Consider the following 25668-nt stretch of genomic DNA (forward strand, 5'->3'; position numbering starts at 1 on the left):
AAAGGCGGAGCATTATACGGAAGCTGCGGCGGTCGGGCAGGCCGACCCGTTTGATATGCATCAAGAGCAGCGGCTGGATTGCGTCTAGAGTTGTTTCAGCGATAACCACAAGCACTCAGGGAGACGATCATGCAAGCCATTCGCAGCATCCTCGTGGTGATTGAACCGGACCAGCTGGAAGGTCTCGCCCTGAAACGGGCACAACTGATCGCCGGCGTGACCCAGTCGCACCTGCACCTGCTGGTCTGCGAGAAGCGCCGCGACCACAGCGCCGCTCTCAACGACCTGGCCCAGGAGCTGCGCGAGGAAGGCTACAGCGTCTCGACCAACCAGGCCTGGAAGGACTCCCTGCACCAGACCATCATCGCCGAGCAACAGGCCGAAGGCTGCGGGCTGATCATCAAGCAGCACTTTCCCGACAACCCGCTGAAAAAGGCCATCCTCACCCCGGACGACTGGAAGCTGCTGCGCTTCGCGCCCTGTCCGGTACTGATGACCAAGACCGCCCGGCCCTGGACGGGAGGAAAGATCCTCGCCGCGGTCGACGTCGGCAACAACGACGGCGAGCACCGCTCCCTGCACGCCGGGATCATCAGCCATGCCTACGACATCGCCGGCCTGGCCAAGGCCACGCTGCACGTGATCAGCGCCCACCCCTCGCCGATGCTCTCCTCTGCCGACCCGACCTTCCAGCTCAGCGAAACCATCGAGGCCCGCTATCGCGAGGCCTGCCGCACCTTCCAGGCCGAGTACGGTTTCAGCGACGAACAATTGCACATCGAGGAAGGTCCGGCCGACGTGCTGATCCCGCGCACCGCGCAGAAGCTCGACGCGGTGGTCACCGTGATCGGCACCGTGGCGCGCACCGGGTTGTCCGGCGCGCTGATCGGCAATACCGCGGAAGTGGTGCTGGATACCCTGGAAAGCGACGTGCTGGTGTTGAAGCCGGACGACATCATCGCCCACCTGGAGGAGCTGGCCAGCAAGGAGTGACCGCTGGTCGGACGGAAAAGCCGCCCAAGGGCGGCTTTTTCGCTGGAGACACCGCCTATCTGTCGATCGCCTGCAGGAACGAGGGCGCGATGTAGCGCTGGTAATGCGCTTCCGACAGCAGGAAGAATTCCCGGTCGATGGCATCGCGCAGGTCCGGCAGGCTCCAGTCGCGGAATTCCGGCAGCAGTGCCACGCCGTAGGCTTCGATCTGGTTGATCAGCCGGGAACCGCGGGCGATCAACTGGTAGGCCCAGCAATAGGGGGACTGCTCGGGGACGAAACGGATCTGCCGCTGCTCCAGTTGCAGGCGCAGGCGCGCGGCGTCGAAGACTTCCAGCTTGGCGGCCATCACCTGGGCCAGCAACTGCTCAAGGCGACTCCAGACAGCCCGCTTTTCCTCGGCGTCGTAGAGGTTCCAGTTGACCACCTCATGGTGGAAACGCTTGCAGCCACGGCATACCAGGTCGCCGTATACCGTGGAGCAAAGCCCTACGCAGGGGGTTTTGATTCTTTGCGAAGACATGGCCGGGACAACGAAAACAAAGCGGCATCTTAGCCCTTTGTCTAATCAAGTTCACCCCGTGGTTCCTAGGGTTTCCGACTTAACTTTGCGTCGAGTTTCCAGTAACATTGGCCCGCCTTTTTAGGCGCCAATGTCCGTTAGAAGCTGTTTTCAAAGCGTCACGAGCACAGTTTCCGGCAGGTACGCTGGCGACGGCGCCTCCCTCAAGCGTCTCGCCAGCCCCACCCCAGCCCGCCGGCGTAAAACTTTGAAAACAGCTTCTGTCTGGAACCTGCCGATGCCCTCGTAGGTTGGTGGATTACCGTCCACCTGGGCCTGACGAGCGGATCTGCGTCGGTTCCTGGATACGTGTCCCCCGGGACCACTGATGAGGGAAATACTGTGCTTGAAGCCTACCGCAAACACGTAGAAGAGCGTGCCGCCCAGGGTGTCGTGCCCCAACCGCTGAACGCCGAACAGACCGCAGGCCTGGTCGAGCTGCTGAAGAACCCGCCGGCCGGCGAAGAAGAATTCCTCCTTGACCTGATCACCAACCGCGTACCGCCGGGCGTCGACGAAGCCGCCTACGTCAAGGCCGGTTTCCTTTCCGCCATCGTCAAGGGCGAAGCCACCTCCCCCCTTATCGACAAGCAACGTGCCGCCGAGCTGCTGGGCACCATGCAGGGCGGCTACAACATCGCCACCCTGGTCGAGCTGCTGGACGACGCCGAACTGGCCAACACCGCCGCCGAACAGCTGAAGCACACCCTGCTGATGTTCGACGCCTTCCACGACGTCGCCGAGCGCGCCAAGAAGGGCAATGCCGCGGCCAAGTCCGTGCTGCAATCCTGGGCCGATGGCGAGTGGTTCAAGGCCAAGCCGGAAGTCCCGGAAAAGCTGACTCTCACCGTATTCAAGGTCCCCGGCGAAACCAACACCGACGACCTCTCCCCGGCCCCCGACGCCTGGTCGCGCCCGGACATCCCGCTGCACGCCCTGGCCATGCTGAAGATGGCCCGCGACGGCATCGAGCCGGTCCAGCCGGGTTCGGTCGGTCCGCTGAAGCAGATCGAAGCGGTCAAGGCCAAGGGCTTCCCGGTCGCCTACGTCGGCGACGTGGTCGGCACCGGTTCCTCGCGCAAATCCGCCACCAACTCGGTGCTGTGGTTCTTCGGCGACGACATTCCGTTCGTGCCGAACAAGCGTGCCGGCGGCTTCTGCTTCGGCACCAAGATCGCACCGATCTTCTACAACACCATGGAAGATGCCGGCGCCCTGCCGATCGAGTTCGACTGCACCAACCTGGCCATGGGCGACGTCATCGACGTATACCCCTATGAAGGCAAGGTCGTTCGCCACGACAGCGGCGAAGTGGTCACCACCTTCGAGCTGAAGACCCCGGTCCTGCTCGACGAAGTCCGCGCCGGCGGCCGTATCCCGCTGATCGTCGGCCGTGGCCTGACCGAGAAGGCCCGCGCCGAGCTGGGCCTGGGCGCCTCCGACCTGTTCCGCAAGCCGGAAGCACCGGCCGATAGCGGCAAGGGCTTCACCCTGGCGCAGAAAATGGTCGGCCGCGCCTGCGGTCTGCCGGAAGGCCAGGGCGTGCGCCCGGGCACCTACTGCGAACCGAAGATGACCACCGTCGGTTCCCAGGACACCACCGGCCCGATGACCCGCGACGAACTGAAGGACCTCGCCTGCCTCGGCTTCTCCGCCGACCTGGTGATGCAGTCCTTCTGCCACACCGCGGCCTATCCGAAGCCGATCGACGTCAAGACCCACCACACCCTGCCCGACTTCATCATGACCCGTGGCGGCGTGTCGCTGCGTCCGGGCGACGGCATCATCCACAGCTGGCTGAACCGCATGCTGCTGCCCGATACCGTTGGTACCGGCGGCGACTCGCACACCCGCTTCCCGATCGGCATCTCGTTCCCGGCCGGCTCCGGCCTGGTGGCCTTCGCCGCCGCCACCGGCGTGATGCCGCTGGACATGCCGGAGTCGGTGCTGGTGCGCTTCAAGGGCAAGCTGCAACCGGGCATCACCCTGCGTGACCTGGTCCATGCGATCCCTTACTACGCGATCCAGCAGGGCCTGCTGACCGTCGAGAAGAAGGGCAAGAAGAACATCTTCTCCGGCCGCATCCTCGAGATCGAAGGCCTCAACGACCTGACCGTGGAGCAGGCCTTCGAGCTGTCCGACGCCTCGGCCGAGCGTTCCGCCGCCGGCTGCACCATCAAGCTGCCGGAACAGGCGATCGCCGAGTACCTGAAGTCCAACATCACCCTGCTGCGCTGGATGATCGGCGAAGGCTACGGCGACCCGCGCACCCTGGAGCGTCGCGCCCAGGCGATGGAAGCCTGGCTGGCCAAGCCGGAGCTGCTGGAAGCCGACAAGGACGCCGAGTACGCCGCGGTGATCGAGATCGACCTGGCCGACGTCAAGGAGCCGGTGCTCTGCGCGCCGAACGATCCGGACGACGCGCGTCTGCTGTCGAGCGTACAGGGCCGCAAGATCGATGAAGTGTTCATCGGCTCCTGCATGACCAACATCGGTCACTTCCGCGCCGCCGGCAAGCTGCTGGACAAGGTCAAGGGCGGCATCCCGACCCGTCTGTGGCTGGCTCCGCCGACCAAGATGGACGCCCACCAGCTGACCGAGGAAGGCTACTACGGCATCTACGGCAAGGCTGGCGCGCGCATGGAAATGCCGGGCTGCTCGCTGTGCATGGGCAACCAGGCTCGCGTCCAGACCGGTTCCACCGTGGTCTCCACTTCGACCCGTAACTTCCCGAACCGTCTGGGCGATGCCACCGATGTGTTCCTGGCATCGGCCGAGCTGGCGGCGGTCTCCTCGATCCTCGGCAAACTGCCGACCGTGGAGGAGTACATGGCCTACGCGAAGGACATCGACAGCATGGCTGCCGACGTCTACCGCTACCTGAGCTTCGACCAGATCGCCGAGTTCCGCGAAGCGGCTGCGAACGCCAAGATCCCGGTCGTCCAGGCCTGATCCAGCGACGCGTCGAACAAGCCCCGCCCCGTGCGGGGCTTTTTCTTGCCCGGCGAAAACCCCCGCGCCGCCTGGCATAGCGCTTGCTGTGGCAGCTATGGAAAAGCGCGCCGACGACGGCGCCTGCGCACTGGAAAACGGGACGGCCCGCGCCGCCCTCCCGCACTCGAGGTGGTGATGACAGACAGAGCGATACGCAGCCAGGCCTGGGCCGGCGGTTCCGACGCACCGGAAAAGAGCGCCCTGGACATCGGTTTCATGGCGCTGACCGATTCGGCCTCGCTGATCGTGGCCGCCACCCAGGGCTTCGCCCAGCCCTACGGCCTCACGCTCAATCTCAGGCGCCAACCGTCCTGGGCCACCTTGCGCGACAAGCTGCTCAGCGGCGAGCTGGATGCCGCGCAGTGCCTGTACGGGCTTGTCTACGGCGTCCAGCTCGGCCTCGGCGGCAGCGCGGCAAGCGAGATGGCGGTGCTCATGGGACTGTGCCAGAACGGCCAGGCGATCAATCTTTCCGAACCGCTGAAGCAGGCTGGCGTGACCAGTGCGGAGGCACTGCTCCGGCATCGGCGCCAGAATGGTGCACGCCTGACCCTGGCGCAGACCTTTCCCACCGGTACCCACGCGCTCTGGCTGAACTACTGGCTGGCGAGCATCGGTCTGCATCCGCTGCACGACGTGCACAGCGTGGTGGTTCCACCGGCGCAGATGGTCGGCCATCTCCAGGCCGGGCGCATCGACGGGTTCTGCGCCGGCGGTCCCTGGGGCGCCCTGGCCGTGGACCAGGGCCAGGGCTTCACCATCGCCACCAGCCAGGCGATCTGGCCGGACCACCCGGAAAAGGTCCTCGGCACTACCCGCGCCTTCGTCGACGCCTACCCGAACACCGCCCGCGCGCTGGTCATGGCGGTCCTCGACGCCAGCCGCTTCATCGAACAGAACGCCGAGAACCGCCTGGGCACCGCGCAACTGATCAGCGGCCGCGACTATGTCGACGCTCCGCTCGGCGCGATCCAGCCGCGCTTCTTCGGCCGCTACCAGGACGGCCTCGGCAACGCCTGGCAGGACCCGCATCCGCTGCGTTTCTATGCCGACGGCGAAGTCAACCGGCCCTGGCTCTCGGATGGCATGTGGTTCATGACCCAATTCCGCCGCTGGGGCCTGCTGCGCGAAGACCCGGACTACCTGGGCATCGCCCGCAGGGTCCAGCAGACCGCGCTGTACCGCGATGCCGCGACGGCCCTTGGCCTGTGCCTGGACGGCGCCGACATGCGCCGCTCGACACTGATCGACGGGCGCACCTGGGACGGCAGCGACCCCGCCGGCTACGCCCGCAGCTTCCCGATCCACGCCCTGGCCGAAACCGGCCAGGGCATCGCCCCCTGACCCTGGTGCGCCCGCCATGCTGCGTATCCTGCTGATCGACGACACGCCGAAGAAAGTCGGACGCCTCAGGGCCGCCCTGCTCGAGAGCGGTTTCGAAGTGGTGGACGAGTCGGGGCTGACCATCGACCTGCCGGCGCGCGTCGAAGCGCTGCGTCCCGACGTGATCCTGATCGACACGGAGTCTCCCGGCCGCGACGTGATGGAGCAGGTCTGCCTGGTCAGCCGCGACCAGCCGCGCCCGATCGTGATGTTCACCGACGAGCACGATCCGGGAGTGATGCGCCGCGCCATCCAGTCCGGGGTCAGCGCCTACATCGTCGAAGGCATCCAGGCCAGCCGCCTGCAACCGATCCTCGACGTCGCCATGGCGCGCTTCGAGAGCGACCAGGCGCTGCGCGCTCAACTGCAGGCGCGCGAGGCGCAGCTGGCCGAGCGCAAGCGCATCGAGCTGGCCAAGGGCCTGCTGATGAAGATGAAGCATTGCGGCGAGGAGGAGGCCTACACGCTGATGCGGCGCCAGGCCATGAGCCGCCAGCAGAGGCTGATCCAGGTCGCCGAGCAGATCATCGCCATGCACGACATGCTCGGCGGCTGAATCCGGCTGGGCAGCTGGCGATCATATCGCCAGCCACCCTGCTGGCCCCCGGCGCAGAGCGGCGCGGCTATGCTCGTGCGCCCGGAACGGCCCTATCCGTTCTGGGAGCTACCCCCTCGCCACCCTCGACTAGCATGACCAGGGAGGCCCGCAGTGGACGCCCAGGGCTAGGAGCCGCAGGCGTCCGCCCGAACCGCACCGCCGACTCAGCGGTCAGGAGATGCTCAGCATGATCGATCTCAGCACCTGGAACCTTACCATTCCCACCGAACCCACCCCGCAGGTGATCACCACCCAGCAACTCAACAACGGCTACCAGAGCCGGTACTTCCAGCAAGGCAACGATGGCGGCCTGGTCTTCTGGGTGCCCATCGACGGCTCGCACACCGAGGACAGCACCTATCCTCGCACCGAACTGCGCGAAACCCAGGCCGACGGCAGCCTCGACAACTGGTACTACTGGCAGGCCGACAACGAACTGCGGGTGACCATGAGCGTCGAGAAGGTCCCCTCGAAGAACAAGGTGATCATCGGCCAGATCCACAGCAAGTCGCCACAGACCGACGACGGCGAACCTCTGGTGAAGCTGCAGTACTACTACAAGCCCGAGGAAGGCCTCGGCCGGGTCGAGGCGCTGGTACGCAACCACCCGGACGATTCCTATAGCCGCAACGTGTCGATCCTCGAGCAGGTACGCCTGGGCGAGCGCTTCAACTACAGCCTGCGCGTCACCTCCAGCGGCGAGTTGGCGGTGCGCGCGCGCAGCCAGGACGGCGAAGAGGACGCTTACTACCAGACCCTCGGCAGCGCCTGGAACGACCAGTTGCTCTATTTCAAGGCCGGCGCCTACGTGAACGACAACGCCGGCGACAGCGGCGAAGGCAGCCGCGTGACCATCTACCACCTGAACACCGCCCATCGCTGAACCGCCGACGGCGCACGGACGCGCCGCCCCAGCCCTGTGCAAGCCCCCGACGCCTGCCACCGCGGCGTGCACGCCCGACGCCATGGTTGTCCCTGCAACCGCTCTACGCCGCGCTTTCGACAACTTGGCAAAGAGCTTGCTACGTCCTGCCTGACGGTAGCCAACGGCGGTTACCCATCCCCGACAAAGACGTCGCGCGGCCTCTCCTTCCCGGCAGAGGCCCGTGGCGTCTTCGTCGTTTCGCCCCAGCGTCGGGGCGGGTGGGTGGTCCGCTGTCGGACGCTCACCTTGTAGCGATGCAACTTCCGCCGGGCGGCCGTTCCGCCCCGATTCCGCTGGATACGAGGTGTTCGATGAACAACAGCTTCTGGAAGGCCGGCCATGCGCCGACCCTGTTCGCGGCGTTTCTCTATTTCGACCTGAGCTTCATGGTCTGGTACGTGCTCGGCCCGCTGGGGGTGCAGATTGCCGGCGACCTGCAACTGAGCACCCAACAGCGCGCGATGATGGTCGCCACGCCGATCCTCGCCGGCGCCGTACTGCGCTTCCTGCTCGGCCTGCTGGCCGATCGCTGGTCGCCGAAGAGCGCCGGCATCCTCGCCCAGGTCATCGTCATCGCCGCCCTCGCGGCCGCCTGGCTGCTGGGCGTGAACAGCTATGCGCAGGCACTGCTGCTGGGGTTGTTCCTCGGCTTCGCCGGGGCATCCTTCGCCGTGGCCCTGCCGCTCGCATCGCAATGGTACCCGCCGCAACACCAGGGCAAGGCCATGGGCATCGCCGGCGCGGGCAACTCCGGCACCGTGCTCGCCGCCCTCTTCGCCCCCGGCCTGGCCGCCGCGTTCGGCTGGAACAACGTGTTCGGCTTCGCCCTGCTGCCGCTCGTCCTGACCCTCCTGGTGTTCGCCATGGTCGCGCGCAACGCCCCGCAGCGGCCGGCGCCCAAGGCCATGGGCGATTACCTGAAAGCCCTCGGCGACCGCGACAGCTGGTGGTTCATGTTCTTCTACAGCGTCACCTTCGGCGGCTTCCTCGGCCTGGCCAGCACCCTGCCCGGCTATTTCCACGACCAGTACGGCCTGAACCCGGTGACCGCCGGCTACTACACCGCCGCCTGCGTCTTCGCCGGCAGCCTGATGCGCCCGCTCGGTGGCGCCCTCGCCGATCGCATCGGCGGCATCCGCAGCCTGCTGATGGTGTACACCCTGGCCGCCATCTGCATCGCCGCGGTCGGTTTCCACTTGCCCAGCGCGATGGCCGCCCTCGGCCTGTTCGTGGTCGCCATGCTCAGTCTCGGTGCCGGCAATGGCGCGGTGTTCCAGCTGGTACCGCAGCGCTTCCACAAGGAAATCGGCGTGATGACCGGGCTGATCGGCATGGCCGGCGGCATCGGCGGCTTCTGCCTGACTGCCGGCCTCGGCGCGATCAAGCAAAGCACCGGCGACTACCAGCTCGGCCTGTGGCTGTTCGCCAGTCTCGGCGTGCTGGCCTGGTTCGGCCTCCACGGGGTGAAGCGGCGCTGGCGCACCACCTGGGGCTCGGCCGCGGTCACCGCCGCGCGGGTCTGAGCGTGGGGCTGCGACTGAGCATCGGCGAGGCCAGCGCCTGCGGGCCTCGCACGGAAAACCAGGACGCGCTGCGGGTGGTCACCCCGGCGCCGGCCCTGGCCGCCAGCAAGGGACACCTGCTGGCCATCGCCGACGGTGTCAGCCAGTGCGCCGATGGCGGCCTGGCGGCGCGCAGCAGCCTGCAAGCGCTGGCCCTGGATTACTATGCGACTCCGGAAACCTGGGCCATCGTGCAATCCCTGGACCGCCTGCTGCTGGCGCAGAACCGCTGGCTACAGGCCAACGGCGGCGGCCAGCCGCTGCTCACCACCCTCACCGCCCTGGTGCTGCGCGGCACCCGCTACACCCTGGCCCACGTCGGCGATTGCCGGGCCTACCTGTGGCGCGACGGCGAGTTGCTCCGGCAGACCAGCGACCACGTCTGGGAACAGCCGCACATGCAACACGTGCTGACCCGCGCCCTGGGACTGGACCAGCATCTGGTGGTCGACTATCTGGAAGGCGATCTGGAGCCCGGCAGCCAGTGGCTACTGGTCAGCGACGGCGTCTGGGCGACGCTGGGCGACAGCGGCATCCGCAGCATCCTGCGCAACGCCGAGGAGCCGCAGCGCAGCGCCGAGGCCCTGGTTCGCGCCGCCCACCTGGCAGGCAGCCAGGACAACGCCAGCGCCCTGCTGGTACGCGTGGAAGCCGTGCCCGCAGGCAGCCTCGGCGACGCCCTCGCGCAACTGGGCCACTGGCCACTGCCGCCGCCGCTGAAGCCCGGCCAGCTCTTCGAAGGCTGGCGGGTCCGGCAGTTGCTCGGCGAATCCCGCCAGTCCCTGCTCTACCGGGTCGAGGATGGCCAGGGCCAACCCTGGCTGCTGAAGACCCTTCCCGCCGCACGTGCCGACGATCCGCTGGCAACCCAGGCCCTGCTGCTCGAGGAATGGTTCCTGCGCCGCGTCCAGGGCCGGCATTTCCCCGAGCTGCACGGATTGGCGCAGCGCCAGCATCTGTATTACCTGATGCGCGAGCACCCTGGAGAGACTCTCGCCGAGCGCTTGCGCAACCATGGTCCGCTGTCGCTGCCGGAGTGGCTGGGGCTGGCCAACCAGCTGCTGCGCGGGCTTGGCCAGTTGCATCGACGCAACCTGCTGCACCGCGACCTCAAGCCGGAAAATCTCCACCTCGGCCGCGACGGCGAGCTGCGCCTGCTGGATTTCGGTCTGGCCTGGTGTCCGGGATTGTCGCGCGAAGACCCCCATCTGCTACCGGGTACGCCCAGCTACCTGGCGCCGGAGTGCTTCTCCGGCACCTCGCCCTCGGTGCGCCAGGATCTCTACGCCACCGGCGTCTGCCTCTACCAGGCGCTGACCGGGCGCTATCCCTATGGCGAGATCGAAGCCTTCCAGCACCCGCGCTTCGGTCGCCCCGTCCCGCCCAGCCGCTATCGCCCCGACCTGCCGGCCTGGATCGACGACCTGCTGCTGCGCGCCGTCGCCTGCGACCCCGCACAGCGCTTCGAGACCGCCGAGGAATGGCTGCTCTCGCTGCAACAGGGAGAAGCGTTGCCGGCCGCGGCAACCCGCCCATTGCTGGAGCGCGAACCGCTGCAGACCTGGCGCGCCATCGCCCTGCTGTCCCTGGCCGCCAACCTGGCGCTACTCCTGGTCTGGCTGAAGGGCTGAGTGGCACCAGCCCGGTGCGATACGCCCCGGCACGGAGCAGAAAGACCGCGGTGAGGCCCCGCGTTATCCCTGCAAGGCCATGGAGATAGGCAATAGCGCAAGTTGGCACGGCGCCTGCTTGGGTTCTCCCGACAATCGACAACAAAGCGCCTGCCTCAACGACGAGGCGGCGTTTCCCGACCGAACGGGACCTGGACAAAGGCGTCCTGCTGGCAACAGCGGGACGCCTTTTTTGTTTGCGCCAACCTTATGCAGGAGCTCCTCCGCATGAAGAAGATCAAGCTGGTGATGGTCGGCAACGGCATGGCCGGGGTCCGTACCCTGGAAGAACTGCTCAAGCTCAACTCGGACTTCTACGACATCACGGTGTTCGGCGCCGAGCCCCATCCCAACTACAACCGCATCCTGCTGTCCCCGGTACTGGCCGGCGAGCAGACCTTCGAGGAAATCGTCCTCAACGACCTCAACTGGTATGCGGAAAACGGCATCAAGCTCGTCCTCGACCGCAAGGTGGTGCAGATCGACCGGGTCCGCCGCAGGGTGGTCGCCGCGGACGGCAGCGAGGCCGAGTACGACCGCCTGCTGCTGGCCACCGGCTCGGTCCCCTTCATCCTGCCGATACCCGGCAATCGCCTGCAGGGCGTGATCGGCTACCGCGACATCGCCGACACCCAGGCCATGATCGACTGCGCCCGGACCCACAGCCACGCGGTGGTGATCGGCGGCGGCCTGCTCGGCCTGGAGGCGGCCAACGGCCTCAAGCAACGCGGCATGGACGTGACCGTCGTGCACCTCTCCGACTGGCTGCTGGAACGCCAACTGGACCGCACCGCCGGCAAACTCCTGCAAGGCGCGCTGGAAGCCCGCGGCATCCGCTTCCGCCTGAACACCCAGACCCAGGAACTGATGGACAACGGCAGCGGCCGGGTCTGTGCCGTGCAGTTCAACGACGGCGACGTGATTCCCGCCGACCTGGTGGTAATGGCCGCCGGCATCCGCCCCAATACCGAGCTGGCCGAAAGCGCGGGCATCCCCTGCAACCGCGGCATCCTGGTCAACGACACCCTGCAGACCTACGACCCACGCATCTATGCGGTCGGCGAATGCGCCAACCACCGTGGCATCGCCTACGGCCTGGTTGCGCCGCTGTTCGAGCAGGCCAAGGTCTGCGCCAACCACCTGGCTCATCTCGGCTACGCCCGCTACCAGGGCTCGGTGACCTCGACCAAGCTCAAGGTGACCGGTATCGACCTGTTCTCCGCCGGCGACTTCATCGGCGGCGAAGGCAGCGAGACCATCACCCTTTCCGACCCCATCGGCGGCGTCTACAAGAAGCTGGTGATCAAGGACGATGTACTGGTCGGCGCCTGTCTCTACGGCGACACCGCCGACGGCGGCTGGTACTTCCGGCAGATCCGCGAGAACCACAACGTCGCGCAGATCCGCGACCACCTGATGTTCGGCGAGAACGCCCTCGGCGATGTCGGCCACCAGGGCCAGAACAGCGCCGCGAGCATGCCCGACACGGCCGAAGTATGCGGCTGCAACGGCGTCTGCAAGGGCACCATCGTCAAGGCGATACAAGAACACGGCCTGTTCAGCGTCGACGAAGTCAAGAAACACACCAAGGCCGCCAGCTCCTGCGGTTCCTGCGCGGGATTGGTGGAACAGATCCTGATCAGCACCGTCGGCGGCGCCGCCGACGTCAAGCCGAAGAGCGAGAAGGCCATCTGCGGCTGCAGCGACCTCAACCACGGGCAGATCCGCAAGGCCATTCGCGAACACCGGCTGACCAGTCTCGACGCCGCCATGCGCTTCATGGACTGGAAGACCCCGAACGGCTGTGCCACCTGCCGCCCGGCCCTGAACTACTACCTGATCTCGACCTGGCCGGGAGAAGCCAAGGACGATCCGCAGTCGCGCCTGATCAACGAACGCGCCCACGCCAACATCCAGAAGGACGGCACCTACTCGGTGGTACCGCGGATGTGGGGCGGCGTGACCAACGCCGCCGAGTTGCGGCGCATCGCCGACGTCGCCGACAAGTACCAGGTGCCGATGGTCAAGGTCACCGGTGGCCAGCGCATCGACCTGCTGGGGGTGAAGAAGGACGACCTGCCGGCCATCTGGAAAGACCTCGACATGCCCTCCGGACATGCCTACGGCAAATCCATCCGCACCGTGAAGACCTGCGTCGGCAGCGAGTTCTGCCGCTTCGGCACGCAGAACTCGACGCAGCTGGGCATCGATCTGGAACACGACCTGTTCAACATGTGGTCGCCGCACAAGGTCAAGCTGGCGGTCTCCGGCTGCCCGCGCAACTGCGCCGAGGCCGGGATCAAGGACGTCGGCATCATCGGCGTGGACTCCGGCTGGGAGATGTACATCGGCGGCAACGGCGGGATCAAGACCGAGGTCGCGGAGTTCTTCGTCAAGCTCAAGACCGCCGAAGAGGTGCGCGAATACAACGGCGCCTTCCTCCAGCTCTACCGCGAGGAAGCCTTCTACCTGGAGCGCACGGTGCATTACCTGCAGCGGGTCGGCATGGAGTACATCCGCAAGGCGGTGGTCGAGGACGCGGAAAACCGCAAGGCGCTCAACGACCGCCTGCAATTCGCCCTGTCCTTCGAGCAGGACCCATGGAAGCAGCGCATCGAACAGCCGCAATTGAAGAAGGAGTTCGAACGGATTCCGCTCAAGCAACTGGAAAACGTCTGAATCCCTTGCCCGGGCCGTCCCACGGCGGCCCTCCCCCTACCGGAGTGAACCGATGAACTGGCTGGATATCTGCGCCCTCGATGAAATCAACCCGCTGGGCTCGCGCGTGGTCGCCGGCCCGAAAGGCGACATCGCCATCTTCCGCGCCGCCGACGACCAGGTCTTCGCCCTCGATGACCGCTGCCCGCACAAGGGCGGCCCGCTGTCCCAGGGCCTGATCTACGGCAAGCGAGTGGCCTGTCCGTTGCACAACTGGCAGATCGAACTGGAGAGCGGCGAAGCCGTGGCCCCGGACCAGGGCTGCGCCCATCGCCACCCGGTGCGGGTGGAGAACGGGCGGGTGCTGCTCGGCCTGGACAGCGTGGCGCTGTGCGCCTGATCTCTCGCCGATAACAGGAGCCGAGCATGTCGACAGATTCCCCGCTGCGCACCACCGCTTCGACCTGCTGCTACTGCGGCGTGGGTTGTGGCGTCCTGATCGAACACGACGGCGAACGCATCCTCGGCGTGCAAGGCGATCCTCGGCACCCGGCCAACTTCGGCAGACTCTGCAGCAAAGGCGCCAGCCTGCACCTGACCGGCGACCTCCAGGCCCGCGCGCTGTACCCCCAACTGCGCCTCGGCAAGCAACTGGCGCGGGCTCGCAGCGACTGGGAGAGTGCCCTGGAACATGCCGCCGGGCGTTTCGCCGAGACCATTCGCGAACACGGGCCGGACAGCGTGGCCTTCTATATCTCCGGCCAGTTGCTGACCGAGGACTACTACGCCTTCAACAAGCTGGCGCGGGCCCTGGTCGGCACCAACAACATCGACAGCAATTCGCGCCTGTGCATGTCCTCGGCGGTGGTCGGCTACAAGCGCAGCCTGGGCGCCGACGCACCGCCGTGCAGCTACGAAGACCTCGACTGCGCCGATTGCGTGCTGATCGCCGGCAGCAACATGGCCTTCGCCCACCCGGTCCTGTTCCGTCGCCTGGAAGCCGCCAAGGCCGCTCGGCCGGAGATGCGCATCGTGGTGATCGACCCGCGGCGCACCGACACCTGCGAGCTGGCCGACCTGCACCTGGCGCTGCTGCCCGGTACCGACGTCGCACTGTTCCACGGCATCCTGCATATCCTGCTCTGGGAGGACTGGATCGACCGTTCGTTCATCGCCGAGCATACCGAGGGTTTCGCCGACCTGAAGGAACTGGTGCGCGACTACACCCCGGCCGCCGTCGCCGACATCTGCGGCATCGACCGCGCCGACCTGCAGCGCTGCGCCGAATGGATCGGCCGTTCGCCGCGCTTCCTTTCGCTCTGGTGCATGGGGCTCAACCAGTCCAGCGCCGGCAGCGCCAAGAACAGCGCACTGATCAACCTGCACCTGGCCACCGGCAAGATCGGCCGCGCCGGATGCGGACCGTTTTCCCTCACCGGCCAGCCGAACGCCATGGGCGGTCGCGAGACCGGCAGCCTGGCCAACCTGCTGCCCGGCCACCGCGAAGCCGCCGATCCCGGCCATCGCGCCGAGGTGGCGCACTACTGGGGCGTGGAACAGTTGCCCACGTCCCCCGGTCTCAGCGCCATCGAGCTGTTCGATGCGGTCCACGACGGCCGGATCAAGGCGCTCTGGATCGCCTGTACCAACCCCGCGCAATCGCTGCCGGACCAGCGCAAGATCCACGAGGCCCTTGCCCGCTGTCCCTTCGTGGTGGTCCAGGAAGCCTTCGCCGGCACGGAAACCTGCCAATACGCCGACCTTTTGCTTCCAGCCGCATCCTGGGGAGAAAAGGAAGGCTCCGTGACCAATTCGGAACGGCGGGTCAGTCATGTCCGTCGGGCCGTTCCGCCCCCCGGGGAAGCACGCCAGGACTGGAACATCGTCTGCGACTTCGCGCGCCGCCTGGAAGGGCACCTGCGACCCGCTAAACCCGGCCTGTTCGCCTTTGCCGACAGCCGCAGCCTGTTCGACGAATACAAGCTGCTTACCGCCGGCCGCGACCTCGATCTTTCCGGCCTCAGCTACGCACTGCTCGACCGCCTGGGGCCGCAGCAGTGGCCATTTCCCACTGGCGCGGAGCAAGGCACCGCACGGCTCTATGCAGACGGCCGCTTCCCTACCGCCTCGGGACGCGCGCAACTGGTCGCCGAACCCTACCGCGCCGCCCAGGAAAAACGCGACGCGCGCTACCCGCTGACCCTCAATACCGGACGCTTGCGCGACCAGTGGCACGGCATGAGCCGGACCGGCACCTGCGCACGCCTGTTCGGCCATGAAGAGGAGGCCCTGGTGCACCTGCATCCCGAGGAACTGCGCCGCCGCCAACTGCGGGACGGGCAGCTCGTGCGCCTGAAGAGCCGGCGTGGCGCCCTGGTCCTGCCGGTGAGCGCAGACGACTCGGTGCGCCCCGGCCAGGCCTTCCTGCCGATGCACTGGGGCGATCGCTTCCTCAAGGGCCTGGGCTGCAATGTCCTGACCCTGCCGGCGTTCGACCCCCTGTCGAAACAACCCGAACTCAAGCACGCCGGGGTTCAGGTCGAATCCGTCGAACTGCCCTGGCGCCTGTTCGCGCTGGTGGAAACCGATATCCAGGCGCGTTTCGAGGCCCTCCGTGCGCTGTGCGAAGTCTTCGACCACGCCAGCTTCAGTCTCGCTGGACGCGAGCGCCCCGCCCTGCTGGTCAGCGCCGCACACCATGAGGCACCTGGCGCAGACCTGCTGGAGCGGATAGATCGCCAACTCGAATTGCTCGACGGGCCGATCCTCGCCTACGACGACCCCCGGCGCGCCATCGGCAAGCGCGTGCGCCTCGAAGACGGGCGCATCGTCGCCGTCCGGCTCGCCGGCGAAACCCTCGCCCGCGACTGGTTGAAAGAGCTCTGGCTTACCGGCCGGGCCGATAGCGAGCTACGCCGCTGGCTGCTCGCCCCACTCGGCGCGGCACCGGGACGACCCAGCCAGGGTGCGGGCGGCAAGACCCTGTGCAGTTGCCAGAACGTCAGCCAGCAAACGGTGCTCGGCGGCATCGCCCGCGGATTGGACCTGGACGGATTGAAGCGCGAGTTCGGCTGCGGCACCGGCTGCGGCTCCTGCGTACCGGAAATCAAGAGACTGCTGGCGGCCCCCCGGCCCATGGCGGCGAATGCCTGAGGAGAACGACGATGAGCGGTAAGGTCTGGCTGGTGGGTGCGGGTCCCGGCGATCCGGAACTGTTGACCCTGAAGGCAGTTCGCGCCCTGCAGGACGCGGATGTGGTGATGGTCGACGATCTGGTCAACCCGAGCATACTGGAGCACTGTCCGTCCGCCCGGCTGGTCCGGGTCGGCAAACGCGGCGGCTGCCGCTCCACACCGCAGGACTTCATCCAGCGCCTGATGCTGCGGCATGCCCGCCAGGGACGCAGCGTGGTGCGCCTGAAAGGCGGCGATCCATGCATCTTCGGCCGCGCCGGCGAAGAAGCCGAATGGCTGGCCCGGCACGGGATAGACAGCGAGATAGTGAACGGCATCACCGCCGGGCTGGCTGGCGCCACTGCCTGCGGTATACCGCTTACCTACCGCGGCATCAGCCGCGGCGTGACCCTGGTGACCGCGCATACCCAGGACGACAGCCCGCTGGCCTGGGAAGCCCTGGCACGCAGCGGTACCACGCTGGTGGTCTACATGGGCGTCGCCCGACTCGCGGAGATCCAGGCCGGGCTGCTGGCTGGAGGCATGGCCGAGGATACGCCGCTGGCGATGATCGAGAACGCCACCTTGGGCAACCAGCGCGAATGCCGCAGCAACCTCGGCGAGCTACTGCGGGACGCCGGACGTTTCGCCTTGAAAAGCCCGGCGATCCTGGTGATCGGCGAAGTAACCCGCGACATCGTGTCGCAACCGATTTCCCTGAGCGCCTGACGAGCGGTCTTTTTCCAGGCAAAGAAAAACCCGGCCTGGGCCGGGTTTTTCCTCAGAGGCTCAGCCGATTACTTGGCTTCAGCTTCTACTTCGGCTTCAACGCGACGGTTGATAGCGCGGCCTTCAGCGGTGGCGTTGTCGGCAACCGGGCGGGACTCGCCGTAACCAACAGCGTTCACGCGACCACCTTCTACACCGTACTCGTTGACCAGTACGTCACGAACGGCGTTGGCACGACGCTCGGACAGCTTCTGGTTGTAAGCGTCGGTGCCGACGGAGTCGGTGTGACCTTCAACGGTGGTGGAAGTGGACGGGTACTGCTTCATGAAGTCAGCCAGGTTCTTGATGTCAGCGTAGCTGTTCTCTTTGACCTTGGACTTGTCGAAGTCGAACTTCACGTCCAGCTGTACGCGTACGACTTCGGCGACAGCCGGGCAGCCGTTGGCGTCAACGGTGACGTTGGCCGGGGTATCCGGGCACTTGTCGACGTTGTCGCAAACGCCGTCGTTGTCGGAGTCGGAGCAAACGTCGGCAACCGGTTCCGGAGCCGGAGCGGCTTTCGAACCACCGAAGTTGAAGCCGACGCCCAGGCCAGCCATCCACTCGCCCTGGTGACCGTTGTCACGCTTCTCCAGACCGTACTGGCCGTCGAGGCTGGCCTTGGCGAAGAAGTTCTCGGTGAAGTAGTACTTCAGACCAGCGCCGATGTTGGCCATGGTCATCTGCTGACGGCCTTGGCTGTCGCTGTTGATGTTGGTGATGTTCTGGTGAGCCAGACCAGCCGACACGTACGGACGCAGACCTACGCCCGGGGTACCGAAGTGGTAGATGGCGTCCAGGGAGGTCAGGTTGCCGTGGACCTTCTTGTTGCCGGTTTCGTAGGTGCCACGAACGTCATGGTACTCACCGTAGGACAGCGCCAGCTCGACGTCGTCGGTCAGGAAGTAACCGATCGAGCCGCCGTACAGGTCCGCGTTCTTCATGTTGCGAACGCTGTCGGTGAAGTAGCGCTTGCCGAAGGCTTCGATCTCTACCGAGTTCTGGCCCTGGGCAAAGGCGTTCATTGCCGAAGCGGCAACCAGCGAGCCGATGACAACGCCTAAGGTGTTCTTCAGTTTCATCCGTTAAATCCCCATCTTGATGGTCAGTTAGTTGTCCAACAATCAGCCGCACAACTTGGGTGGCAAGTTTATCAGAACTTCCCGCATAGAGAGACAATATTTACCCAACTATGTTTCGGTCGCATCTGAAAACTTTTCGCGCAGGCGGTCCAGTGCCCGCTTGTAGCGCATTTTCGTCGCACTCAGACCCATGTGCATGATATCCGCTATCTCCTGAAACTCCAGTTCCGCGACGAAGCGAAGAACCAGAATCTCCCGATCTATCGGATTGACATGGACGAGCCAACGATCCAATCCGCCCCGCTCCTCAACCTTCGGCGACTTCTCCTCGGAAGCCTCCTCCAGCGGGTCGAGGCTGAGCGCATCCATCAATCGGCGCTTGCGGCGCTCCTTGCGGTACTGCGTGATGCACTCGTTGTACGTGATGCTATATAGCCATGTTTTGAACTTCGACTTGCCCTCAAAGTTCTTCAACCCGTACAAAACTTTCAGCATCACCTCCTGGCACACGTCGTCCGCGTCGCGGTCGTTGCCCAGGTAGCGGGCACAGACGTTGAACAGCGTGCGCTGGTAACGCCGCATCAATTCTTCATAGGCGCGCGTCACGTGGAACAGCTCCGAGTGCGCACGCTCGACCAGCTCTTCATCGGAAAGCTGGCGGGGGTCATACCGCTGTGACAGGGGGTGAGGCTTATTCAAGTGAGATCAGGCCAGTCATATCGTAAGCCGGGCCGCCCTGCAGAGCAGCCACGTCCATTATCTCTCCCGGATCAGCGGCTGGTAACTCGCTGATCGAGCAGTAGACGGTTGGCCAGCGACACAAGCTCTCCCTCTTCCGTCAGCAGGATGGTCTTGACCGTACCTATCTCTTCAATAGTGCCTTCAACGTCACCCACTTTCACCTGTTGTCCGACCTGATACAGCTCGCGGACGTAGATTCCTGCAATGATCTGCCCGGCGACCTCGCGGCTGCCCAGGCCCAGGGCCAGCGCAGCGGCCAGGCCGACGGTGATCAGGACGATGGCGATGATGTAGTTGAGCAGGTCGGTCTTGACCTCGAGCTGCCCCACCGCCACCGAGATGCTGATGATGATGACCAGCCACTGGGCGATCCGCCCCAGGCCGTTCGCGTATTCGAGGCCGACGCCGTCCGCCGCGCCGCGCACGACGCTGTTCACCAGTTGCGCCAGGAGCACGCCGACGATCAGCACCAGGGCCGCGCCGAACACCTTGGGCAGGTACAGGGCGAGGACGTCCAGCGTGGCGGATACCCGCTGCAGGCCGAGCGACTCGGCGGCGGATACGAGGAAGACGAGCAGCACGAACCAGTAGACGATCTTGCCGACCAGCGTCGAGACCGGAACCTGGATGCCGACCCGGGCCAGCAGCTTGGTCAGGCCGGTGCCACCCATCAGCCGGTCCAGGCCCAGCTTGGCCAGCAGCTTGGAAAGCAGCGCATCGAGCAGCTTGGCGATGACGAAGCCGAGCAGAACGACCACCAGGGCGCCGAGCAGGTTGGGAATGAAGCCTGCCAGCTTGCCCCACAGGGTGTTCATCGCGGTCAGCAAGCTCTGGGTCCAGATATCGAATTGCATGTTCACTCAGCCTTGTCAGCAGAAGATGCGTTTTTCGCGGAAATACGGGAAACCGGCGCCAGATGCGGCGAACCGTTGTTGATGCCGATCATCAGCGCCTGCAGCCAGTGCCCCATGAGGCTGAACAGGTCACCGGCGCCAACCTGGCGATTGGCGGTCTTCAGCACCCGTCCCAGACGCGCGTCGTCGTCCGGCTGGGGAGCCGAAGCCTTGAGCAGGTCCCGCAGGGACTCTTCGAACGGATCGTGCATGCACACCTCATGTCTGTACGAGGGAGTGACGCCCTCTCCTCACCCCAGGTCACGTCAGAGCCAGCGCAGCCGACGAAATACCCACCACTGGAAGGTGGCGACCCCGCCGATCAGCAGGCAGGCCAGCCAGAACCCATGCGGTGCATCCGCCCCCGGAATGCCGCCGACATTGATTCCCAGCAGGCCGGTGACGAAGCTCATCGGCAGGAAAAAGCCGGTGATTATACCAAGGAGATACATGGTGCGGTTCATCCGTTCGGTGATTCGCCGCGACTCGGCTTCCTGCAGGACGCTGATGCGCTCCCGTATCAACTCGAGTTCTTCGAGATTCCGCGTCAGCCGGTTGTTCAGCTCGTTCCAGTAATCGGCGTCGTCCTCGACGAACCAGGACAGCTTGTAGCGCGCCAGTTGCGAGTAGATGTCCCGCTGCGGCGCCAGGTAGCGCCGCAACCCCGCCGACCGGCGGCGCAGGGTACGCAACTGGTGCTGGTCGGGACTGGCACGCTCGTCCGCCTCGACCAGCTCCTCGACAGCATCGAGCTGGTCGGCTATCCCGCTGATCAGCGTGTCGACGCGATCGGTCAGGTAGTGCGCGAGGTAGTACACGACCTCGGATGCTGTCTTCGGCCCTTTCCCCGCCTCCAGGTCCTCGAGCAGATCGGCCACCGCCTTCAGCGGCCGCAGGCGCAGCGAGATCACCCGGCGCGCGTCGGCGAATACCCGCAGCGAAACCATGTCTTCCGGCTCCGCGCCCGGATTCAGGTTCACTCCACGGAGGAACACCAGCAGGCTTTCGGCCCCGAGATCGAGCAAACGGGGGCGGGTCGCCTCCTCCAGCAGCAGATCGCAGGCGAACTCGCTGAGCCCCGCGGAATCCCGCAGCCAGGCCTGTGCCTCCGGTACGCCGCGGTCCCAGTGCAGCCAAAGACTTTCCTCCGGCAGCAGGTCGAGCACCGCTATCTGGTTGCGTCCGACACGGCGTCCGCCGCCGCGCCCGTTGAGGACGTAGCCATAGATCAGGCCGCGCTCGTCACCCGACTCGTACGCTTGCATTGCGCTTCCCTTGGTAAAACGACCATTTCGACAGTAAAAACACAAGTCCGGTACCAGTCAATTCATGGACTTGCGGCACAACCTTAAAGCCAGTCCTGAGACCCGTATGCGCACCCCGGGTTCATTCCAGCAAAAAGCCCCGGGACGCTGCCTGCGTCACCGGGGCCGGAACGGCTGTTAAAAAGCCCTATTCGGGCATCTTCAAGGCCTGCGGAGAAACGATGATGCCGTTGTTGTCGGCATACACGAACTCGCCGGGGCGGAAGGTGACGCCGCCGAAGGTCACGGCGACGTTCAGATCGCCGATGCCGCGCTTGTCGGTCTTCAGCGGATGACTGGCCAGGGCCTGGACGCCAAGGTCGGTCTGGGCGATCACGTCGACGTCACGGATGCAGCCATATACGACGATCCCTTCCCAGCCGTTCTTCGCCGCTTTCTCGGCCAGCATGTCGCCCAGCAGGGCGCGGCGCAGCGAACCACCGCCATCGACGACCAGGACCTTGCCCTTGCCGTCCTTGTCGACCTGCTCCTTGACCAACGAGTTGTCTTCGAAGCACTTGATGGTGACGATCTCGCCGCCGAAGGAGTCGCGGCCGCCGAAGTTGCTGAACATGGGTTCGACGACCTGGACCAGCTCAGGATAGGCATCGCACAGATCGGGAGTGACGTAATGCATGGGAAGCTCCTGTGGGTGAAGGGATCGGCTCGGGCAGCTCCGGAGGAACATCGGCCGCCCGCCCCGGCGGCGCCGGCGTGACCGGAGCCGCCATTTGCGTCACATGTTAGCCGCTGATTCCGGCTTCCGATACGTCTAGCGCCTCGCTCCACGCGGATTCGTCGCCCGCCGGCGATCGCTGGCGCAGCCAGCGCTCCACCAAGGGCCAGACCTCTAGCTGGGCCGCCTTGCCGATCAGCATCTCGATATGCCCGTAGTCCTCGGCGTAGCCAGCCTCGCGTCCGAGCAACAGGTATTCGCGCTCGGACGAGGCGAACTGCTCGAACAACTTGCGACAGGCCCAGGACGGGTCCTGCCGGTCCCCAGCCCCGGCGACCGCCAATAGCGGTACGTCGACTGCGGCGAGCCCCTTCCACCAGTCGTTGCCCGGCTCGCCGAAGCGGCCGAACAGCCCATGCCAACGCAGGACCTCCAGCGCCAGGCCGACCGGCTCGTCTTCCGGCCCCTGCCGCCAACGGCTTCCGGACAGCGCATCGACGCGGCGCAGCAGCAGGCGCGCGAGGATGCCTGCCATGGGCAACCTGAACAGCCAGTGCGCGGTGCTGACCTGGCTACCGAACAACGCCACGGAAGCGATCCGCGCCTGATCCAGGTAACCCCCGCCCAGTCCCGCCGCCAGCACCACCCCACCGAGGGAGTGGCCAATCCAGTGCGCCGGCTGCCCGCACTGCTCGTGGATGAAGGAGGCCAGCGCCGGCAGGTCGTAGCGCGCGTAGTCGGCGACCCGGTTGTCCCGGTAACCATCGTTGCGAATCGACAGGCCATGGCCGCGCATTTCCGGCAGCCAGACATCGAACCCCGCCCGCGCCAGGTAAGGACCTAGTCCGAGCGCACGCGGCGAGTACCAGAAGCGGCGGTTGGAAAAACTCCCGTGCAGGAGGATCACAGGCGGTCCGCGCCGCTCGCCGGCGGCCTGCTGTCCAAGCCGGGTTACGACCAGCTCGACGCTGGCATCGGGGCTGTTGCCGGGCTTCAGGCGATAGATGTCTTCGGTAAGGTCGGCGCGCAACTCGGCGCTGACCAGGGCGACAGGAAAGAGGCGACTACTGCTTTGCATGCTTGTCTTGTACAGGAGGCACGAAAAAGGGCGGTGTTACCCGCCCTTTCCGGATACAGCGAGGACCGATCAGGCCTGGTCTTGCCCCTCGGCAAGGAAGAACCAGGTATCCAGCACCGAGTCGGGGTTCAGCGAGACGCTCTCGATGCCCTGCTCCATCAGCCAGCGGGCCAGGTCCGGGTGGTCCGACGGACCCTGGCCGCAGATGCCGATGTACTTGCCGGCCTTGTTGCAGGCAGCGATGGCGTTGGCCAGCAGCTTCTTCACCGCCGGATTGCGCTCGTCGAACAGGTGGGCAACGATGCCGGAATCGCGATCCAGGCCCAGGGTCAGCTGGGTCAGGTCGTTGGAACCGATGGAGAAGCCATCGAAGAACTCGAGGAACTCGTCGGCCAGCAGGGCGTTCGACGGCAGTTCGCACATCATGATGACCTTAAGGCCGTTCTCGCCGCGCTTCAGGCCGTTCCCGGCCAGCAGCTCGACCACCTGGCTCGCCTCGCCCAGGGTGCGCACGAAGGGCACCATGATCTCGACGTTGGTCAGGCCCATTTCGTTGCGGACCTTCTTCAGCGCACGGCACTCCAGCTCGAAGCAGTCGCGGAACGACTCGCTGATGTAGCGCGAGGCACCACGGAAGCCGAGCATCGGATTCTCTTCTTCCGGCTCGTAGAGCTTGCCGCCGATCAGGTTGGCGTACTCATTGGACTTGAAGTCGGACAGGCGCACGATGACCTTCTTCGGCCAGAACGCCGCGGCCAGGGTGCTGATGCCCTCCACCAGCTTCTCGACGTAGAAGCCGACCGGATCGGGATAGCCGGCGATGCGCTTCTCCACGCTTTCCTTGATGTCCGCCGGCAGGCCGGCGAAGTTCAGCAACGCCTTGGGGTGCACGCCGATCATGCGGTTGATGATGAATTCGAGGCGGGCCAGGCCCACGCCTTCGTTCGGCAACTGGGCGAAATCGAAAGCGCGATCGGGATTGCCGACGTTCATCATGATCTTGAACGGAAGGTCGGGCATGGCGTCGACCGAGTTCTTGCGCACATCGAAACCGAGTTCGCCTTCGAAGATGAAGCCGGTATCGCCTTCGGCACAGGAAACGGTCACCCCCTGCCCATCCTGCAGGATCTGGGTGGCGTTGCCGCAACCGACCACCGCCGGGATGCCCAGTTCGCGAGCGATGATCGCCGCGTGGCAGGTACGCCCGCCGCGGTTGGTGACGATGGCGCTGGCGCGCTTCATCACCGGCTCCCAGTCCGGGTCGGTCATGTCGGAGACCAGGACGTCACCCGGTTGGACCTTGTCCATTTCCGACACGTCGTTGATCACCTTGACCGGACCGGCACCGATGCGCTGGCCGATGGCACGTCCTTCCACCAGGACGGTCCCCTTCTCTTTCAGCAGGTAGCGCTCCATGACCGTGGCGCTGGCGCGGCTCTTCACGGTTTCCGGGCGTGCCTGGACGATGTACAGCTTGCCGTCGTCACCGTCCTTGGCCCATTCGATGTCCATCGGGCGGCCATAGTGCTTCTCGATGATCATGGCCTGCTTGGCCAGCTCGGTGACCTCGGCGTCGCTCAGGGCGAAGCGGGCGCGATCGGCGCGATCGACGTCCACTACCTTGACCGAGCGACCGGCCTTGGCTTCGTCGCCGTAGATCATCTTGATCGCCTTGCTACCCAGGTTGCGGCGCAGGATGGCCGGACGCCCGGCTTCCAGGGTCGGCTTGTGGACGTAGAACTCGTCGGGGTTCACCGCGCCCTGAACCACGGTCTCGCCCAGGCCGTAGGCACCGGTGATGAAGACCACGTCGCGGAAGCCGGATTCGGTGTCCAGGGTGAACATCACCCCGGCGGTGCCGGTTTCCGAGCGGACCATGCGCTGCACGCCGGCGGACAAGGCGACCAGCTTGTGATCGAAGCCCTGGTGCACGCGGTAGGCGATGGCGCGGTCGTTGAACAGGGAGGCGAAGACCTCTTTTGCTGCGCGGATCACATTGTCCACGCCGCGGATATTGAGGAAGGTTTCCTGCTGGCCGGCGAACGAGGCGTCCGGAAGGTCTTCGGCGGTAGCGGAGGAACGCACTGCCACGGCGAGGTTGTCGTTGCCGTTGGCCAGGGCGGCGAAGGCCTGGCGGATCTCGCTGTCGAGACGGGCCGGGAACTCGGCTTCCATCACCCACTGGCGGATCTGCGCGCCGGTCTTGGCCAGGGCGTTGACGTCGTCGACGTCCAGGGCGTCCAGGGCCGCGTGGATACGGTCGTTGAGGCCACTCTGCTCGAGGAAGTCACGGTAGGCCTGGGCGGTGGTGGCAAATCCGCCGGGTACGGAAACGCCGGCACCGGCCAGGTTGCTGATCATCTCGCCGAGGGATGCGTTCTTGCCCCCCACATGCTCTACATCATGGACGCCGAGCTTATCGAGGGAAACTACGTACTCTACCAAGGTGATCTCTCCACTATTGAATTGGAAAAGCTCAAGCGGGGCCAGGAGCAGCTCCGCTGGATTCTGGCCTGGCCCTTAGAAATAAGTGACAATGCTGCGACAGAAAGGCCTCTGACAACGCGCGGCCTATCATAGCCAAGAATCGTTCCTACCTTAAGGCTTT

At 65.6% G+C, this 25668-nt stretch carries 20 protein-coding genes; 11 read left to right on the top strand and 9 right to left on the bottom strand.

Features of this window, described 5'->3' with window-relative positions; translation table 11 throughout:
- Nucleotides 1-129 precede the first annotated feature (129 nt).
- Complete coding sequence (locus ACI766_RS16820; RefSeq protein ID WP_003087881.1) at nt 130-993, top strand: universal stress protein; 864 nt, start codon at nt 130-132, stop codon at nt 991-993.
- 55 nt (nt 994-1048) lie between these two features.
- Here the strand turns inward: ACI766_RS16820 and ACI766_RS16825 are convergent, their stop codons facing one another.
- Entirely contained in the window at nt 1049-1516 is a 468-nt protein-coding gene (locus ACI766_RS16825; RefSeq protein WP_003098041.1) for a DUF1289 domain-containing protein, read from the bottom strand.
- A 381-nt stretch (nt 1517-1897) separates the two neighbouring features.
- Here ACI766_RS16825 and acnB point away from each other — a divergent pair, with 381 nt between their 5' ends.
- The 10 genes from acnB to cobA all read left to right on the top strand — a co-directional run bounded on the left by acnB (nt 1898) and on the right by cobA (nt 17247).
- Nucleotides 1898-4507 carry a bifunctional aconitate hydratase 2/2-methylisocitrate dehydratase gene (gene acnB, locus ACI766_RS16830; protein ID WP_003087875.1) on the top strand — a complete coding sequence of 870 codons (2610 nt, stop codon included), beginning with the start codon at nt 1898-1900 and terminating at the stop codon, nt 4505-4507.
- A 177-nt stretch (nt 4508-4684) separates the two neighbouring features.
- Nucleotides 4685-5893: a CmpA/NrtA family ABC transporter substrate-binding protein gene (locus tag ACI766_RS16835; protein WP_014603053.1), complete on the top strand. Its 1209-nt coding sequence runs from the start codon at nt 4685-4687 to the stop codon at nt 5891-5893.
- 16 nt (nt 5894-5909) lie between these two features.
- Nucleotides 5910-6488: an ANTAR domain-containing response regulator gene (locus ACI766_RS16840; protein ID WP_003113581.1), complete on the top strand. Its 579-nt coding sequence runs from the start codon at nt 5910-5912 to the stop codon at nt 6486-6488.
- 229 nt (nt 6489-6717) lie between these two features.
- Nucleotides 6718-7413, top strand: a complete 696-nt coding sequence (locus ACI766_RS16845) for a polysaccharide lyase family 7 protein (RefSeq protein WP_003087865.1) — start codon at nt 6718-6720, stop codon at nt 7411-7413.
- A gap of 353 nt (nt 7414-7766) precedes the next feature.
- Nucleotides 7767-8978, top strand: coding sequence for an MFS transporter (locus ACI766_RS16850; protein ID WP_003087861.1), 1212 nt, complete (start codon nt 7767-7769; stop codon nt 8976-8978).
- Nucleotides 8979-9052: 74 nt separating this feature from the next.
- Nucleotides 9053-10648, top strand: a complete 1596-nt coding sequence (locus ACI766_RS16855) for a bifunctional protein-serine/threonine kinase/phosphatase (RefSeq protein ID WP_014603054.1) — start codon at nt 9053-9055, stop codon at nt 10646-10648.
- A gap of 267 nt (nt 10649-10915) precedes the next feature.
- Nucleotides 10916-13366: a nitrite reductase large subunit NirB gene (gene nirB, locus ACI766_RS16860; RefSeq protein WP_087823713.1), complete on the top strand. Its 2451-nt coding sequence runs from the start codon at nt 10916-10918 to the stop codon at nt 13364-13366.
- A 52-nt stretch (nt 13367-13418) separates the two neighbouring features.
- Nucleotides 13419-13745 (top strand): nitrite reductase small subunit NirD, encoded by a 327-nt coding sequence (nirD, locus tag ACI766_RS16865; protein ID WP_003098054.1) that lies wholly within the window; start codon nt 13419-13421, stop codon nt 13743-13745.
- Nucleotides 13746-13771: 26 nt separating this feature from the next.
- Nucleotides 13772-16498: a nitrate reductase gene (locus ACI766_RS16870; protein ID WP_003144730.1), complete on the top strand. Its 2727-nt coding sequence runs from the start codon at nt 13772-13774 to the stop codon at nt 16496-16498.
- 11 nt (nt 16499-16509) lie between these two features.
- On the top strand, nt 16510-17247 hold the full coding sequence (gene cobA, locus ACI766_RS16875; protein ID WP_003087845.1) for a uroporphyrinogen-III C-methyltransferase: 738 nt from the start codon (nt 16510-16512) through the stop codon (nt 17245-17247).
- Nucleotides 17248-17315: 68 nt separating this feature from the next.
- Here the strand turns inward: cobA and oprF are convergent, their stop codons facing one another.
- The 8 genes from oprF to ppsA all read right to left on the bottom strand — a co-directional run bounded on the left by oprF (nt 17316) and on the right by ppsA (nt 25505).
- Complete coding sequence (oprF, locus tag ACI766_RS16880) at nt 17316-18368, bottom strand: outer membrane porin OprF (protein WP_003087843.1); 1053 nt, start codon at nt 18366-18368, stop codon at nt 17316-17318.
- A gap of 108 nt (nt 18369-18476) precedes the next feature.
- Nucleotides 18477-19067: an RNA polymerase sigma factor SigX gene (gene sigX, locus ACI766_RS16885; protein ID WP_003098059.1), complete on the bottom strand. Its 591-nt coding sequence runs from the start codon at nt 19065-19067 to the stop codon at nt 18477-18479.
- Nucleotides 19068-19138: 71 nt separating this feature from the next.
- On the bottom strand, nt 19139-19963 hold the full coding sequence (locus ACI766_RS16890) for a mechanosensitive ion channel family protein (protein WP_003087830.1): 825 nt from the start codon (nt 19961-19963) through the stop codon (nt 19139-19141).
- Between the two features lie 2 nt (nt 19964-19965).
- Complete coding sequence (locus tag ACI766_RS16895; RefSeq protein ID WP_003122844.1) at nt 19966-20220, bottom strand: hypothetical protein; 255 nt, start codon at nt 20218-20220, stop codon at nt 19966-19968.
- 48 nt (nt 20221-20268) lie between these two features.
- Nucleotides 20269-21267, bottom strand: coding sequence for a zinc transporter ZntB (locus tag ACI766_RS16900; RefSeq protein ID WP_003098062.1), 999 nt, complete (start codon nt 21265-21267; stop codon nt 20269-20271).
- A 187-nt stretch (nt 21268-21454) separates the two neighbouring features.
- Nucleotides 21455-21943: a ribonuclease E activity regulator RraA gene (gene rraA, locus ACI766_RS16905; protein ID WP_003087823.1), complete on the bottom strand. Its 489-nt coding sequence runs from the start codon at nt 21941-21943 to the stop codon at nt 21455-21457.
- A 106-nt stretch (nt 21944-22049) separates the two neighbouring features.
- Nucleotides 22050-23060: an alpha/beta fold hydrolase gene (locus ACI766_RS16910; RefSeq protein ID WP_003120309.1), complete on the bottom strand. Its 1011-nt coding sequence runs from the start codon at nt 23058-23060 to the stop codon at nt 22050-22052.
- A 69-nt stretch (nt 23061-23129) separates the two neighbouring features.
- Nucleotides 23130-25505, bottom strand: a complete 2376-nt coding sequence (gene ppsA / locus ACI766_RS16915; protein ID WP_003098065.1) for a phosphoenolpyruvate synthase — start codon at nt 25503-25505, stop codon at nt 23130-23132.
- Between the last annotated feature and the right edge of the window lie 163 nt (nt 25506-25668).

Origin of the sequence: Pseudomonas sp. DL (genome assembly GCF_047199225.1) — a bacterium.
GTDB classification, from domain to species: Bacteria; Pseudomonadota; Gammaproteobacteria; order Pseudomonadales; family Pseudomonadaceae; genus Pseudomonas; species Pseudomonas aeruginosa.